General features: G+C 54.8%; 12 protein-coding genes. 5 read left to right on the top strand and 7 right to left on the bottom strand.

The window, feature by feature from the left end:
* The 4 genes from argC to ACR0DU_RS02530 all read right to left on the bottom strand — a co-directional run bounded on the left by argC (position 1) and on the right by ACR0DU_RS02530 (position 6,318).
* Positions 1 to 1,029 (bottom strand): N-acetyl-gamma-glutamyl-phosphate reductase, encoded by a 1,029-nt coding sequence (argC, locus tag ACR0DU_RS02545; RefSeq protein ID WP_480872311.1) that lies wholly within the window; start codon positions 1,027 to 1,029, stop codon positions 1 to 3.
* A 94-nt stretch (positions 1,030 to 1,123) separates the two neighbouring features.
* On the bottom strand, positions 1,124 to 1,933 hold the full coding sequence (locus ACR0DU_RS02540) for a glutamate racemase (protein WP_480454827.1): 810 nt from the start codon (positions 1,931 to 1,933) through the stop codon (positions 1,124 to 1,126).
* An 8-nt stretch (positions 1,934 to 1,941) separates the two neighbouring features.
* Positions 1,942 to 2,820, bottom strand: a complete 879-nt coding sequence (locus tag ACR0DU_RS02535; RefSeq protein WP_480872309.1) for a lysophospholipid acyltransferase family protein — start codon at positions 2,818 to 2,820, stop codon at positions 1,942 to 1,944.
* A 78-nt stretch (positions 2,821 to 2,898) separates the two neighbouring features.
* Entirely contained in the window at positions 2,899 to 6,318 is a 3,420-nt protein-coding gene (locus ACR0DU_RS02530) for an indolepyruvate ferredoxin oxidoreductase family protein (RefSeq protein ID WP_480872308.1), read from the bottom strand.
* 169 nt (positions 6,319 to 6,487) lie between these two features.
* Here ACR0DU_RS02530 and ACR0DU_RS02525 point away from each other — a divergent pair, with 169 nt between their 5' ends.
* The 5 genes from ACR0DU_RS02525 to grxD all read left to right on the top strand — a co-directional run bounded on the left by ACR0DU_RS02525 (position 6,488) and on the right by grxD (position 13,243).
* Positions 6,488 to 7,396, top strand: a complete 909-nt coding sequence (locus tag ACR0DU_RS02525; RefSeq protein ID WP_170469946.1) for a LysR family transcriptional regulator — start codon at positions 6,488 to 6,490, stop codon at positions 7,394 to 7,396.
* A 268-nt stretch (positions 7,397 to 7,664) separates the two neighbouring features.
* Positions 7,665 to 9,902 carry a mechanosensitive ion channel family protein gene (locus tag ACR0DU_RS02520; protein ID WP_480714988.1) on the top strand — a complete coding sequence of 746 codons (2,238 nt, stop codon included), beginning with the start codon at positions 7,665 to 7,667 and terminating at the stop codon, positions 9,900 to 9,902.
* 190 nt (positions 9,903 to 10,092) lie between these two features.
* Positions 10,093 to 12,252 (top strand): phosphoribosylformylglycinamidine synthase subunit PurL, encoded by a 2,160-nt coding sequence (gene purL / locus ACR0DU_RS02515; protein ID WP_480872306.1) that lies wholly within the window; start codon positions 10,093 to 10,095, stop codon positions 12,250 to 12,252.
* A gap of 142 nt (positions 12,253 to 12,394) precedes the next feature.
* Positions 12,395 to 12,631 (top strand): BolA/IbaG family iron-sulfur metabolism protein, encoded by a 237-nt coding sequence (locus ACR0DU_RS02510; protein WP_039530494.1) that lies wholly within the window; start codon positions 12,395 to 12,397, stop codon positions 12,629 to 12,631.
* Between the two features lie 249 nt (positions 12,632 to 12,880).
* A complete protein-coding gene (grxD, locus tag ACR0DU_RS02505; protein WP_170539459.1) occupies positions 12,881 to 13,243 on the top strand; it encodes a Grx4 family monothiol glutaredoxin in 363 nt (120 codons plus the stop codon).
* Position 13,244: 1 nt separating this feature from the next.
* Here grxD and ACR0DU_RS02500 read toward each other — a convergent pair whose 3' ends face one another.
* The 3 genes from ACR0DU_RS02500 to ACR0DU_RS02490 are packed head-to-tail and all read right to left on the bottom strand — an operon-like array spanning position 13,245 to position 14,820.
* Positions 13,245 to 13,595 (bottom strand): MliC family protein, encoded by a 351-nt coding sequence (locus tag ACR0DU_RS02500; protein ID WP_010439860.1) that lies wholly within the window; start codon positions 13,593 to 13,595, stop codon positions 13,245 to 13,247.
* Positions 13,595 to 13,987 carry a cell division protein ZapA gene (locus ACR0DU_RS02495; protein WP_480872305.1) on the bottom strand — a complete coding sequence of 131 codons (393 nt, stop codon included), beginning with the start codon at positions 13,985 to 13,987 and terminating at the stop codon, positions 13,595 to 13,597. The genes ACR0DU_RS02500 and ACR0DU_RS02495 overlap by 1 nt, the downstream gene beginning before the upstream one ends.
* Entirely contained in the window at positions 13,987 to 14,820 is an 834-nt protein-coding gene (locus tag ACR0DU_RS02490) for a hypothetical protein (RefSeq protein WP_480872303.1), read from the bottom strand. The genes ACR0DU_RS02495 and ACR0DU_RS02490 overlap by 1 nt, the downstream gene beginning before the upstream one ends.
* Positions 14,821 to 14,822 lie beyond the last annotated feature (2 nt).

The following is a 14,822-nucleotide window of genomic DNA, read 5'->3' as shown; positions in this document are numbered from 1 at the left end:
TCACGGGAACAGAGGGGCCATCATCAGCCCTTGAGTTTCATCCTCACCTAACATCAGGTTGGCGTTCTGCAAGGCTTGCCCGCTGCTACCTTTTGTCAGGTTATCCAAAGCTGCCACAACGATTGCGCGGCGTTCGATCCGATCACCAACGACACCGATATGGCAAAAGTTCGACCCCCGTACATGGTGGGTTGAAGGTGTTTCGCCAAAGGGCAGCACCTCGACGAACGGCTCATCCTCATAGGCCGATTGCAAAGTCTCATAGACGCTCTGCGGATCGCCCTTCACGTAAGAGGTCGCCAGAATACCCCGATTGGCCGGGATCAGATGTGGAGTGAATTGAATATGAATGGTCCGACCGGCAAGCTCAGAAAACTCCTGATCGAACTCACCCAGATGCCGATGTGTCCCACCTACTGCATAGGCATTTGCTCCTTCGCTGAGCTCTGCGTGCAGAAGGTTTTCTTTCAGTGCCCGACCTGCGCCTGAAACTGCGCATTTCAGGTCCAGAATGATGTCATCCAGATCAATCACGCCCGCCGATATCAATGGCCGCAGCACATATTGCCCAGTCGCTGCGTTGCAACCAGTACCGGCGACGAGCCGCGCAGAACTGATATCATCACGATAGAATTCAGTTAGGCCGTAAATGGCTTCTTCCTGATGTCCCAACGCGGCGTGCGGGTTGCCGTACCATTTTTGATATTCGTCTCCGTCCCGAAGCCGGAAATCAGCCGAAAGGTCAACGATTTTCAATGTGTTGGGTAGATCACGGATGACTTCCTGGCTGGTCTTATGCGGCAGGGCACAAAAGCACAGGTCGATCTGGGAAAAGTCGATCTCGGAAATCTTGCAAAGGACTGGTAAATCCATATGCCGCAGATGCGGGAACACTTGCGCCATTGTCTGTCCGGCCTTGCGCTCGGCGGCCAGAGCCTTGATCTCCATATTCGGGTGCCCAGCGATCAGCCGTACCAGTTCCGCACCGGTATAGCCGGAAGCACCTAGAATTGCGATTTTATGGGTCATGTCAGACCTCTTTCATTCATGTGTCACATGGGGTGACCGCCGATGCGACGGTCAACGAATTACAAAATCAGAAAAGCGCCGTCCTTGACCAAAATCAGGCGGCTTCAAAGGTGATTTGTCGTCGGAGGAATTGCGTTGCGCGATCCGACACGGTGTTGGGCTTGCCGGTGGTCAAAAACCCACCTGCACCTTCGCCAAGCATGTTTGGGTGACGTTTCAAATAGTCTGCAAGGCTTTCAGCCACCAAGTCTCCTTGGCTATAGACCTTCACATCAGGGCCTAATGCATTCTGAAACGTTTCCGCCATCAAGGGGTAATGGGTGCAACCCAGAATAGCCGCTTGCGGTTCCGGCATCTTGCGTTTCAGCGCATCCACATGGCTGCGCACCAAGGCTTCGGCCAAGATCATATCGCCATCCTCAATGGCGTCGACCACACCGCCACAGGCCTGCGCCTCAACATCAACGCCAATCGCCCGGAATGCCAATTCCCGCTGGAACGCCCTGCTAGACACAGTCGCGGGCGTCGCAAACAGCGCGACATGTTGCACTTCGACCTCGCGCGGAGGTGAATTGTCACCCCATTGCCGCTCGGTCAGCGCTTCGATCAAAGGAACGAACACGCCCAGTACCCGCTTACCATCGGGCACGCCCGCCTCCTGCATCCGGCGCAAAGCGGCAGCACTGGCTGTGTTGCAGGCCAGAATCACCAGATTGCAGCCGCGATCCCAAAGATCATGAACGGCAGTGCGGGTCAGGTTGTAGATGTCTTCGGCATCGCGAACGCCGTAAGGCGCGTGTGCGCTGTCCGCAAAATACAGGAAATCCACGTCCGGCAGATGTTTCTGCGCGGCGTTCAGGACGGTTAGACCGCCCAACCCGGAATCAAAGATACCTACTGCCATTTGCCCCTTCAGGCGCGATGCCGTTCCTCAAATTCATAGCCGTAGTCATAAGACTTTAATGGCTCTGGAGACAGCTCATACGTCGCTTTGCGCAGGAAATCCATCATCTTGCGCGTATCCTTGCCCAATGGGTCCAGAATGTCGCGCCCGATAGGGTCTCCAACAACCACGCGCACTGGAGTATCAACACGTTTCTTGAACTCTTTGATTAGAAGACCCATGCGCAATGTGTTGTGCAGATGGCTAGCAATCTGGAACAATCGCGAGGTGTGTCCTTCAAAAAACACCTGCACAACAGTCGCATCAGACTTGGCCACCATCCGAGCGGTAAATCCGCGCCACCCCGGGTCCATCGGATGCGCAAATGGCTTCGCAGCCGTGCTGACGGTGCCACCCGGGAATATCCCGATTGCGCCACCGTCGCTTAAATAGCTCAGAGCAGTCTTGCGGGTCTCAAGGTTTAACCGCATCGCCTCTTTGGTAGCATCAAAAGAGATTGGCAGGACGATCCGATCCAAATCTTCAGCTTTGCGGAAGACATGGTTGGCAAGAATACGAAAATCTCCGCGCGTCTGAGACAGGATATGACCCATCATCAGCCCGTCCAGAATGCCGTATGGATGGTTCGCAATCAAAATCAGCGGGCCATCTTTAGGAATATTCGATAACGCGCCACCGACCACATCCAATGTCAGCCCATAGCGTTCCACCATCACCGACCAGAAATCACGTCCCTGTGCGACTTCCTGATCGTAGCCATCTGCGCGACGGATAAGACGCAGGCGGCCCGTTGTGTTTTCCATCAACTTGATCACCATACGCCCACCCCGCGTTTCTGCGGAATGAGCGTAGGATATGTCACGAGCGACGTGATGATGCGGCGGCATTGGCTACTCCGGTTTGCTACCGACTAAATATGACGAGGTAACCAATTTGCCTAGATTTTATGACAGGATTGTAAAGCCTCACTCTGCCGCAGCTTGCATTTGAGGCCCGCCATTGCGGATAACAGCCAGTAATTCTTCGCGCCGTTTCGCGGCCTTGGCCTCATTCGCGACCAGAACCGGACCAAATCCACGAATCTCCAAAGGCAGAGCAGCAAGCGCCGTAATTGCATCGCTAGTCTCGGATGTCAGCTTGGGCAGAACCTCTTTCAAATCCATTTCATACTGACGGATCAAAGCACGCTCCATTTTGCGCTCGGCCGTGTAGCCGAACAAATCCAGCGGAGTGCCACGCAGAACTTTCAGTTTTGCAAGCACTTTCAGAGGGCCGAGAAACCACTCGCCAAAGGCTTTCTTGGCCGGACGTCCATTATCGCCCTTTGTGCCCAAAGTTGGCGGTGCAAGATGGAAGGTCATTTTGAAGTCGCCGTCAAACTCGGCCTCTGCCTTCTGGCGACTGTCGAGCAGCAACCGTGCGACCTCATATTCATCCTTATAGGACAATAGCTTATGGTAGCCTTTGGCGATCGCTTCACGGACCTTCTGATCATCGACGCTTTCGACCAGATTAAGATAGCGTTTGGCCAATCGCTTGCTCTGATAGTCGATCAGATGTGCCGCGCGGAAATCGATCACCTGATCCAACGATTTAGGTAATTCGGCCACGTTCGGGCTTAGGATTTTGTTGACCTCTTCGTGATGGGTCACAGCCCAGCGGCCAATTTCGAACGCGCGTTTGTTGCGTTCGACCGCCGCACCGTTCAGTTCAATCGCTTCCATGATCGCCTGATGACTGATCGGTAGCAGGCCACGCTGCCATGTGGCGCCAAAGACCATCATGTTGGAATAGATCGAATCCCCCATCACCGCGCGGGCCAGATCGGTTGCATCGAACAGTGCGACCCTATCCTTTAGCCGTGCTTGCAGGGCAAGCTGCAGCTGATCGCTTGGAATAGTAAACTCGGTATCTCGAGTGAAATCACCGGTAATGATCTCATGGCTGTTCACGACTGCCCCGGTACGACCAGTCTGCGTTAGACCCAGCGTTTTTGCCCCTGCCGAGACCACCAGATCACCGCCGATCAGCGCGTGCGCTTCACCAGTGGCGACACGGATCGCGCTGATGTCTTCCGGCTGGTTTGCAAGCCGGCAGTGGATATGAACGGCACCGCCCTTTTGTGCGAGGCCCGCCATCTCCATCATGCCTGCCCCTTTACCGTCGATCTGTGCAGCCTGTGCCAGTACCGCACCTATCGTGACGACGCCTGTGCCGCCAACACCCGTGATTACGACATTATGGGTTCCATCGATCTGCGGCAGCTCAGGTTCCGGCAGGTCAGGTAAATCAAGCTCAGTCGTGGCTTCTTTGCGGATTTTCGCGCCCTCTACCGTCACGAAGGAAGGGCAGAACCCATTCAAGCATGAGAAGTCCTTGTTGCAGCTCGACTGATCAATTGCACGTTTGCGCCCGAGCTCGGTCTCTTTCGGGACGATTGAGACACAGTTCGACTGGACGCCGCAGTCCCCGCAACCTTCACAGATATCGGTATTGATGAACACGCGCTTGTCCGGGTCCGGGAACGTGCCCCGCTTGCGCCGCCTGCGCTTTTCGGCAGCGCAGGTCTGGACATAAACAATGACTGATACGCCCTCGATTTCGCGGAACTTTTCCTGAACCTGCATCAGTTTGGCACGCTCAAAGGTCTCGACGCCCGAGGGTAGCGCCCCGAAGTTCACATCTTCTTTTTCGTCATAGACGACGGCAACGTTGCTGACACCCATCGCGCTGACCTCAGCGACGATACGCTCAGCACTCAGACCACCTTCGTTCTCTTGCCCACCAGTCATGGCAACGGCATCGTTGTATAGAATTTTGAAGGTTATATTGGTGCCAGCCGCCAACGCGGCCCGGATCGCTTGAACGCCCGAGTGATTATAGGTTCCGTCGCCAAGATTCTGAAACACGTGCTTGGTGGTCGAGAACGGAGCCTCGCCAATCCAGTTCGCCCCTTCACCGCCCATCTGGGTGAATCCGGTGGTTTCGCGATCCATCCATTGCACCATGTAATGACAGCCAATCCCGGCATAGGCACGGCTGCCTTCCGGCAACTTGGTCGAGCTATTATGCGGGCATCCTGAACAAAAATAGGGCAATCTTGCTGCGATTTCCTGAGCATTATCAGCGCGGCGCGCCTCGTCCAGTTTTGCAAGACCTGCGCGAACGCCATCAGTATCATGGCCTTCCTCAACCAGAATCTGCCCAAGTTTTTCAGCAATCATGATTGGATCAAGCGCCCCTCTGGTCGGGAACAGCTCTTCGCGGTGCAACGTCCCTGCCCCGCCTTTGTACCAGCCGTAAACGCGACGACCACGCCGATCGTCGAAGATCGCCTCTTTGACCTGAACCTCAATCAGCTTGCGCTTTTCCTCGACGATCACAATCAGGTCGAGACCTTCCGCCCAATCGTGGAAACCCCTCATATCCAGAGGGAAGGTCTGGCCGATCTTGTAAGTTGTAATGCCAAGTCGCTCAGCCTCGTCTGCATCAATGTTAAGCAGTGACATTGAGTGCATCAGATCAAGCCAGTTCTTGCCCGCGGCAACAAACCCGATCTTGGCACCGGGTTTTCCCCAGACCCGTTTGTCCAGTTTGTTCGCATGCGAGAACGTCTCAGCCGCAAAACGTTTATAGTCAATGACCCGCGCTTCCTGTAGATGCGGCGTGTCTCCCAGCCGAATGTTCAGCCCTCCTTCGGGCATATCGAACTGTGGTATCGTTATCTGCATCCGATCGGGGCTACCATCAACGACCGAAGTGACCTCGATCGTGTCCTTCATCGTTTTCAACCCGACCCAAACCCCAGCAAATCGGCTTAGCGCAAATCCGTAGACGCCGTAATCCAGGATTTCCTGAACTCCGGCCGGGCTGACGACTGGCATATACATATCGACCAAAGACCATTCAGACTGATGCAGGACGGTCGAGCTTTCGCCCGTATGATCGTCGCCCATGGCCATCAGGACGCCGCCATGTTGCGCGGTACCGGCCATGTTGGCATGACGCATCACATCTCCGGACCGGTCGACCCCAGGGCCTTTGCCATACCAAAGGCCAAATACACCATCGAACTTGCCGTCGCCACGTAACCCGGCTTGCTGACTGCCCCACAATGCGGTGGCGGCAAGGTCTTCATTCAGACCGTATTGAAACGTCACATCGCTTTCGGCCAATTGCTTTTCAGCGCGTGACATCTGCAAATCGACAGCCCCGAGGGGTGATCCTCGATATCCCGTAACCAGACCCGCGGTATTAAACCCCGTCGCGCGGTCACGTTCTTTCTGCATTAACATCAGACGTACCAACGCCTGCGTTCCGTTCAAAAGAACCGGGCTTTTGGATAGATCAAACCGATCATTTAACGTGATCTTCGGCTGACTCATCTGACGTCTCCCCTCGTCGGATTAGTGTGCTGTATCTTTAGGTATTTTAGGTCACAATTGCTGACCTGTATAGCAATTTTCTCCTTTGCCGTAACGATTTCCCGGTTTGAATGTGGAATTTGTTACGTGTTTCATATAGGGCTGCCGAAAGATAACGAAAGTTGCGGCGATGGATTGGGACAAGCTCAGAATATTTCACGCGGTTGCGGATGCAGGCAGCCTCACACATGCAGGGGACAAGCTCAATTTGTCTCAATCTGCTGTGAGCCGTCAAATTCGCGCTCTCGAAGAATCACTGGATGCGACCTTATTCCACCGCCATGCCCGTGGCCTGATTCTAACTGAACAAGGCGAATTGCTGTTCGACGCGACTTCGGCAATGTCCAAACGTCTGGACACTGCGGCTGCAAGAATTCGGGACAGTGAGGACGAGGTGTTCGGTGTTTTGCGTGTTACCACCACATTTGGTTTCGGCACGCTCTGGCTCGCACCTCGACTGCCAAAGCTTTACGAAAGATATCCCGATCTCAATATTGATCTGATGTTGGAAGAACGCGTTCTTGACCTGCCGATGCGCGAAGCAGACGTCGCCATCCGTATGAAAGAGCCCAGTCAGGCGGATTTGGTGCGCAAGCGCCTGATGACAGTGCAAATGATGCTCTATGCCACCAAAGCCTATCTGGACAGCCACGGTGGCAAACCTGAATCACTGGAAGAAATCACCAAGCACAGGCTGATCTGCCAGACACCATCCGCGCCTCAGGTCGGGGCCGGCGCTTCGATGGTAAAGCACCTAATGACCTATAATCCTGGATCGCTATTAACTGTGAACAACTATTTTGGCGTTCTGCAAGGTGTACTCCACGATCTTGGAATTGGTGTCCTTCCCGACTATGTGACCGAAGACTTTCCCGATCTGGTTCCGATCCTATCGGACATTGAAACTGCTGATGTACCGGTTTACCTCGCTTATCCCGAAGAGCTTCGCCATTCCAAGCGGATCGCGGCCTTTCGTGATTTCGTGCAGGACGAAATCATCGCCCACCGCAAACATCTGAGGCAGATGGGGAAACTCTAGCCATGCACTCAGGGCATAGCGGGCATGACGATCTTATCTCCTATTAAACCTTGATCGTTAACAAACTGATCCCTAAATGAGCAATTGAAGGCGATGATGCTGTAACGCTCATCATCTTCATACCTCCCTGTTGGACTACGGCCGAGCTTAGTGCTCGGCCTTTTTTTTGGCCTTACGTTTGGCAATTCTCAGGAAAGCACTGGGAAAATTGAATACACGAGCCTATGATCCCGAAAAAACACTTAAAATCGTGTTCGAGGGCTAATTCATGTTCCATTCATTGCGCCTATTGTTGGCGATGATTTCAGTCTTGTTTCTGGCGGTGCCGCTGCACGCACAAGACACAAGCACAACTTCTACGGTTACGATCCCCCAGGATCTAACGCCTGAGCAAGTCGATGATCTGGTTGCGCGTATGTCTGATGACCAGGTGCGGGCGATCTTGCTTGAACGCCTTGACGCGGTTGCGGAAAAACATGCCGCAGAGAAGGAAGGTCACGAAGATCCGCTGACTGAACTGAACGAGATCTGGGCGGAAATGGTTACCTCCTGGACGCAAGTACTAACGACAGTTCCCAATATCGTCAGTGCGCAAATAAAAGCGTTCAGCAATTTTGCGGATAAATTCAACGAAACCGGGGTCCTTACCTTGATCGGGCTAGTGCTATCGGTCCTACTGGTCGGATATGTAGCAGAAAAGCTGTTCAGCATATTAACCCGTCGCTGGTCAAAGGCATCCGAAGTCGGAGATGAAGCTGACCTTAGGGGAGCCGTGCAGTACCTATTCCGCCGGTTTTGCCGCGAAATTGCCGGTCTCATCGTGTTCTACGTGGTTATCCGGGCGCTTGGTCGCGCATTACTGACCCCCGAACAAATCACGTTTGCCGCGCCATTCGTATTCTTCTTGATTTGGGTCCCGCGTCTTGGGGCAGCTGTGTCGCGATTTGTACTCGCGCCGCAAAAACCTCAATACCGCTTGGTGAATATTGATGACCACTGGGCTAAATACCTGCACAGAAATCTGATTGGCCTTCTGATCCTGATCGGTTTCACGCTGTTTGTTGTCCGCTTCAATGGACTCAACGGAATTACTCCAAGCGAGACGCGCATCGGCTTTTGGCTGAATGCGGCAATCCACATCTATATCGGTGTAATCGCCTGGACTGCTCGTGAAGGACTGTCGCAGATGATGCTGGGCACAGACCCGGATCGCACCAAGTTTGATGAGGAAGTCGCGCATTATTACCCCTACTTCGCCATTGGCGTGTCGGTGGTGATCTGGTTGCTCGTTGAATTCCTCGTGGCACAGCGTAATCCGGCAATCTTGCGCGTGCTTGGAACCGGGGCGCATTTCACCACTATGTTCTGGCTGTTGATCGCACCAGCGCTAGACACGTTGATACGTGGATTGGTGCGCCATCTGCAGCCACCGCTTTCGGGTGAAGGACCTTTGGCGGAACGCGCCTATCGCTCGGCCAAGCGCAGTTATATCCGGATTGGGCGGGTTATTGCGGGACTATTCGTGGTCCTCATGATTTCGCGTGCCTGGCAACTTGACCTTCGCCATGTCGCATCAGCTGGCATCGGAGCCGAAGTCGGTGGCGCGGTCATTCAGTTCCTGCTGATCATCGCAGTCGGCTACATCTTGAACGAGATAGTCTCACTCTGGATCAATCGTCGTCTGGCGAAAGAACAAACTGCTGCGGAAGAGCTGGATGAAGAAGCTGGCGGCGAAGGTGGCGGTGCTGGTGGTTCGCGTCTGGCAACGGTTCTGCCTTTGCTGCGGATCACTGCACAGGTCACAATCTGCGTCATCTTTGGCCTGCTGGCGTTGAGTGCGCTTGGGATCAACATTACACCGCTACTGGCCGGTGCTGGTGTTCTGGGTCTGGCTATTGGATTTGGCGCGCAAAAACTGGTGGCCGATATCGTAGGCGGTATTTTCTTCTTGATCGATGACGCCTTCCGTGTCGGCGAATATGTCGATGTCGGCGGTACGATGGGAACGGTCGAAAAGATCTCGATCCGATCCATGCAATTGCGCCACCATCGCGGGCCCGTTCACACGATCCCATATGGCGAGATTCAAAAGCTGACCAATTTCAGCCGCGACTGGGTCATCATGAAGCTCAAGTTCACAGTGCCTTTCGATACCGATCCCAATAAGGTCAAAAAGATCTTCAAGAAGATCGGTGCCGAGATGATGCAGGACGAGACTCATAAAGATGGGTTCCTGCAGCCGTTCAAATCTCAGGGTGTGTTCGACTTTGATGATGTCGGTATGATCATCCGAGGCAAGTTCATGGCCAAGCCGGGCAAGCAGTTCACGCTGCGGAAGGAAATCTTCAATCGCGTGAAAGCAGAGTTCAACGCCAATGGCATCGACTTCGCCCGCCGCGAGGTGCGCGTTGCGATACCTGGCAGCGAGAATATGACTGAAGAACAAAAAGCAGCCGCCGGTGCAGCTGCAGCTGATGCCGTCAACAAAGGTCAGAACCCGGCCTAAATCGGTAGGATTGGCGCTGGGATTTTACAGCGCCAATCTATAAGCCAACCTCCAGATGTGCGGAATCGGCGGCATTGTCGGTTCCGCATTTTCTTTTCTAAATGGCCCTGCGGTGACTTGACCCTTCCCACGGAAGCGCCCTTGCCCTAAAAGGCCCGCAATCTCGGCCACTATGGACACAGGACAAAAGATGCAAGAGCCCGCCATCACCCCGGATCTGATTGCTGCACACGGGCTCAAGCCCGAGGAATACGACATGATCCTCGAGATCATCGGGCGCGAACCGACATTCACCGAACTGGGCATTTTCTCGGCCATGTGGAACGAGCATTGCTCATATAAATCTTCGAAAAAATGGCTGCGCACGCTGCCCACATCCGGCCCACAAGTTATCTGCGGCCCTGGTGAGAACGCTGGCGTGGTTGATATTGGAGACGGTCAGGCCGTGGTGTTCAAAATGGAAAGCCACAACCACCCCTCCTACATTGAGCCCTATCAGGGTGCCGCGACCGGCGTTGGTGGTATTTTGCGGGATGTCTTCACCATGGGCGCACGCCCCATCGCCTCGATGAACGCGCTGTCATTTGGTGAGCCCGGCCACCACAAAACCCGTCAGCTTGTGAATGGTGTGGTTGAAGGCATCGGCGGCTACGGAAACTGCTTCGGTGTGCCTTGCGTTGGTGGCGAAGTTCGGTTCCATCCAGCCTATAACGGCAACTGCCTTGTTAACGCCTTTGCCGCAGGTCTGGCCGACAGTGACAAGATTTTTTATTCGGCGGCCTCGGGTGTCGGTATGCCGGTTGTTTATCTAGGTGCTAAAACCGGACGCGATGGTGTGGGCGGTGCGACCATGGCTTCGGCGGAATTCGACGACACAATCGAAGAAAAGCGCCCGACTGTTCAGGTCGGCGACCCCTTCACCGAGAAACGCTTGATGGAAGCCACGCTGGAACTGATGCAGACCGGCGCCGTGATCTCGATTCAGGATATGGGTGCGGCAGGGTTGACCTGTTCGGCCGTTGAGATGGGAGACAAGGGTGGCCTTGGCGTTCGCCTTGATCTGGAGAATGTCCCTCAACGCGAAGAGAACATGACCGCGTATGAAATGATGTTGTCTGAATCTCAGGAGCGGATGCTGATGGTCCTCAAACCTGAGCTTGAAGCCGAAGCCCGTGCGGTTTTCGAGAAATGGGATCTGGATTTCGCCATTGTTGGTGAAACGATCGCCGAAGACCGGTTCCTGATCATGCACAACGGCGAAGTCAAAGCGGACCTCGTCCTTTCCAAACTGTCTTCAACGGCACCAGAGTACGACCGCCCATGGGAACCAACGCCCAACCCGGAAGAGCTGACAGATGTGCCCCAGATCGACCCGGTTGATGGCCTTCGCGCCCTGCTCTCTTCGCCGAACTACGCAGGCAAGCAGTGGGTGTACGAACAGTATGACACCATGGTCATGGCCGACAGCTCCCGCACGCCTGGTCTGGGTGCTGGAATGGTGCGTGTGCACGGTACTGACAAGGTGCTGGCATTCACCAGCGACGTGACCCCGCGCTATGTCCGCGCAAACCCTGTTGAGGGCGGCAAACAGGCCGTAGCCGAAGCCTACCGCAACCTGACTGCCGTGGGCGCCAAGCCGCTGGCCACCACTGACAATCTGAATTTCGGCAATCCCGAAAAGCCTGAAATCATGGGCCAGTTTGTAGGGGCAATCCAAGGTATCGGAGCCGCAGTCGGAGCCTTGGACATGCCCATCGTTTCCGGCAACGTGTCGCTATATAACGAGACTGATGGGCAGGCGATCCTGCCAACTCCCACGATTGGGGCCGTAGGCCTGCTGCAAACTGCCGATGAAATCATCGGCAACGAGGTTCGTGAAGGCCATGTCGCTCTGGTTATCGGCGAAACCCAAGGTCATCTGGGCCAGTCGGCCCTTCTGGCCGAAGTCTTCAACCGCGAAGACGGGGACGCCCCACATGTCGATCTGGACGCTGAACAGCGCAACGGAGAGTTCATTCGCGCCAATCGTGAAATGATCAAAGCCTGCACCGATCTGGGTGACGGTGGCCTTGCCCTAGCTGCTTTTGAACTAGCCGAGGCTGCTGGTGTCGGCGTTTGCCTCGACGACGCCTCGACCGAGTTCCTGTTCGGAGAAGATCAGGCGCGCTATCTGGTCGCCTGTAACTTTGATCAGGCCGAAGCATTGATGATCGCAGCTGGTCAGGCGGGTGTTCCCCTTCTGTCGGTCGGACGTTTCACTGGAGACAGTGTTAAAATCGGCAGCTCCGAAGTCTCGCTTGCCGAGCTGGCGGATACGTTCCGCAGCAGCTTTGCCCAAGCCGTCGCCTAATCAATCTTTGTTTTGGTGCGATCAAACAGATTTCTTGCGCGTGTCGGCGCGCAGGAATTGTTGTTGAACGGAACTGGCCCCATCTTGCACGCCCCGTCTCATCGCTCTACATCTTGGGAAAGACCTTCAGGAGTGAAACTACATGCCGATGAGCGCCCACGAAATTGAAACTCTGCTACGCGAGAGCTTTCCAAATGCGGAAATCCAGGTTGGTGGCAGCGATGGCGTGCACATGTCCGCCATGGTCGTGGATGAGAGCTTTCGCGGCAAGAACCGCGTTCAGCAACAACGTGCTGTTTATGCCGCGTTGAAAGGCAAGATGGATGGCCCCGATGGAGAGTTGCACGCGCTGGCGCTGACCACGAAAGTACCGGAGTAAAATGGAGCACGCGATTGTAATCTCAATTACATTCACCGTCTTTGTTGTATTGATCGCGCTCATAGCTTGGAACCATTCAAAGACGGGACGTAATACAAGACGAGGATCGCCACCCGGACAGGGAGAACACCTCCTGCATTCCTCCTACAATTCACATGACGGTGCAATTAGCTCGGCGCAGACCCATATTCCGAAGAATCCTCAAGACTACGCCAATGCAATAATGCCGAAGAGCAAAGGAAACACCAAATGACCGACGTGAAAACCCAGATCGACGAAACCGTCAAAGCCAATGACGTGGTGCTGTATATGAAAGGTACCAAAGAGATGCCGCAGTGCGGGTTCTCGTCGCGCGTCGCTGGTGTATTGAACTACATGGGTGTCGAATATACCGACGTGAATGTTTTGGCGGACGACTCTGTCCGTCAGGGCATCAAGGATTATTCGGACTGGCCAACTGTGCCCCAGCTTTTCGTCAAAGGCGAGTTCGTCGGCGGCTGCGACATCATCACCGAGATGACCCTTTCGGGAGAGCTGGATACTTTGTTTGAAGAAAACAATGTCGGCTACGACAAAGATGCAGCCGACAAAATCCGTGAAGCAAACGCCTAATTTACCGGCTAGAGCAGTCCTTGAACAAGACACGTTCGGGGGCTGTGCTGCCTTGGGCCTGATGGCTGATCGTAGCTTCCCAGCCTTTGGATCGAAGGGTGTATGTCCCTGCCCCGTCTACAGATTCGTAGCGAATACCTGATCCGCTTTGAACCTGTTTCAGCGCAATTAACTGGTCCTCAATCAGCATCGCGGCAGCACCTGATCCATCTGCGGCGTTGAAATAGGACACTGGCACCTGCGTGTTGTTCTCGCAGTTAAATGTCACAGACAGTATGTCGATCTCGGCCAAACCTGCCGTAGCGTACAAAGACAATACCGCGGCCCCTGCAGCCGTTCGAACAAAGCCCATCAGGCGTTCCTTTCCTCGATCACCGCAGCCAGCGCTTCTGCACGCGCGGCCATCTCCGCCAATGTGTCTGTTACCGAGGGTGGCACCACTGCAACTTCAATTCGCTCGGGCTCGCGCAGAGGTTGACTACGCAGGCGATTCAATTCGGCTTCGGCTTCCACAAGCTTTGCTTCTGCCAGCTTCAGGCGATCTTCGTGCGCTGCAGCTTTGTCGGCCAACATTAGTCCGGCCATCAACAACATGCGCGATTCAGGCATGCGTCCGATCTGGTCCGACAATACCTGTGCTTCATCATCCAAAAGCTTGGCCGCGGCCTGCAGAAAGGGCTCTTCACCGTCCTGGCACGAGACATCAAATCCTCGTCCACCGATATGAATGGTCACCTCGGGCATTATTCAACCTCTCCTTCAGCCAGATTGGCATGGGTCAACAACGGTTCGAGCCGGGCCAGAACCGCGTGTGCTTCGGCCGCGTCCGAGGCTCTTGCGGCACGCGTTGCCTCCAACTCTGCAGCAGTTGCGCGATTCAGCATGTCTGCATCGGTCACACCATCTTCTGCCGCGGCGCGCAACTCATCCACTGTTCCACGCAACTGTTCGTTTGCCTTGCGCAACCGTTGCAAATCGTCATCCAGTCGCGACATCGCCGCGCCATGGCTGGCACGCTCGGCACGCAGCATTTCAAGCTCGGCGTTCAATTCGGTCAGCCGCTCGCTATCGACCAATTCAGCGCGCAGACGGGACAGCTCTGCCTCCATCTCTTCGGCGCGATCTGCGATGGGGGTCAATTGCTCAACCTCGGCCCGCAACGACTCGGCTTCTTCTGCGGCATTTTCCATGGTTCGCAGGGTTTCGATTTCGGCTTTCAGCGAATTTACTTCGTCGCTGTTATCCAGAGCGGCCTTGGCCTCGGCTAACTCTGCGCGCGCGGCCTCGACCGTTGCAAGCTTTGCGGTCGCCTCGGCCAATTGACCACGCAGTGCAGCAACTTCTTCTCCTGATCCCGCCTGCTCCCGGAGGGCATCAATCTCAAGAGCGTGCCTTTCTATGAGCGATTTCAGCCGCTCTTCCAACTGCGCATTGGCCAAGCGCTCTTCTTCAAGTTCTGATCGTAACGCAGCACCATTATCGACCGCTGGCCCAGCGTCCTGCAGTGCCTCGACTCCGGTGCCGATCCGCTCCATCGCAGTAATGATACGGCGTTGTAATTCTTCGATCTGGCTCATGC

It is taken from the genome of Ruegeria sp. G2, from assembly GCF_056533505.1.
This window is presented reverse-complemented; position numbering and strand designations above follow the sequence as displayed.

Excerpts from the sequence above, each read along its gene's own strand:
- ACR0DU_RS02510 (WP_039530494.1), top strand. The coding sequence starts at position 12,395 with ATGCCGATGAGCGCCCACGAAATTGAAACTCTGCTACGCGAGAGCTTT.
- argC (WP_480872311.1), bottom strand. The coding sequence starts at position 1,029 with ATGACCCATAAAATCGCAATTCTAGGTGCTTCCGGCTATACCGGTGCG.
- ACR0DU_RS02490 (WP_480872303.1), bottom strand. The coding sequence starts at position 14,820 with ATGAGCCAGATCGAAGAATTACAACGCCGTATCATTACTGCGATGGAG.
- ACR0DU_RS02500 (WP_010439860.1), bottom strand. The coding sequence starts at position 13,595 with ATGGGCTTTGTTCGAACGGCTGCAGGGGCCGCGGTATTGTCTTTGTAC.
- grxD (WP_170539459.1), top strand. The coding sequence starts at position 12,881 with ATGACCGACGTGAAAACCCAGATCGACGAAACCGTCAAAGCCAATGAC.
- ACR0DU_RS02520 (WP_480714988.1), top strand. The coding sequence starts at position 7,665 with ATGTTCCATTCATTGCGCCTATTGTTGGCGATGATTTCAGTCTTGTTT.
- ACR0DU_RS02525 (WP_170469946.1), top strand. The coding sequence starts at position 6,488 with ATGGATTGGGACAAGCTCAGAATATTTCACGCGGTTGCGGATGCAGGC.
- ACR0DU_RS02530 (WP_480872308.1), bottom strand. The coding sequence starts at position 6,318 with ATGAGTCAGCCGAAGATCACGTTAAATGATCGGTTTGATCTATCCAAA.
- purL (WP_480872306.1), top strand. The coding sequence starts at position 10,093 with ATGCAAGAGCCCGCCATCACCCCGGATCTGATTGCTGCACACGGGCTC.
- ACR0DU_RS02535 (WP_480872309.1), bottom strand. The coding sequence starts at position 2,820 with ATGCCGCCGCATCATCACGTCGCTCGTGACATATCCTACGCTCATTCC.
- ACR0DU_RS02540 (WP_480454827.1), bottom strand. The coding sequence starts at position 1,933 with ATGGCAGTAGGTATCTTTGATTCCGGGTTGGGCGGTCTAACCGTCCTG.
- ACR0DU_RS02495 (WP_480872305.1), bottom strand. The coding sequence starts at position 13,987 with ATGCCCGAGGTGACCATTCATATCGGTGGACGAGGATTTGATGTCTCG.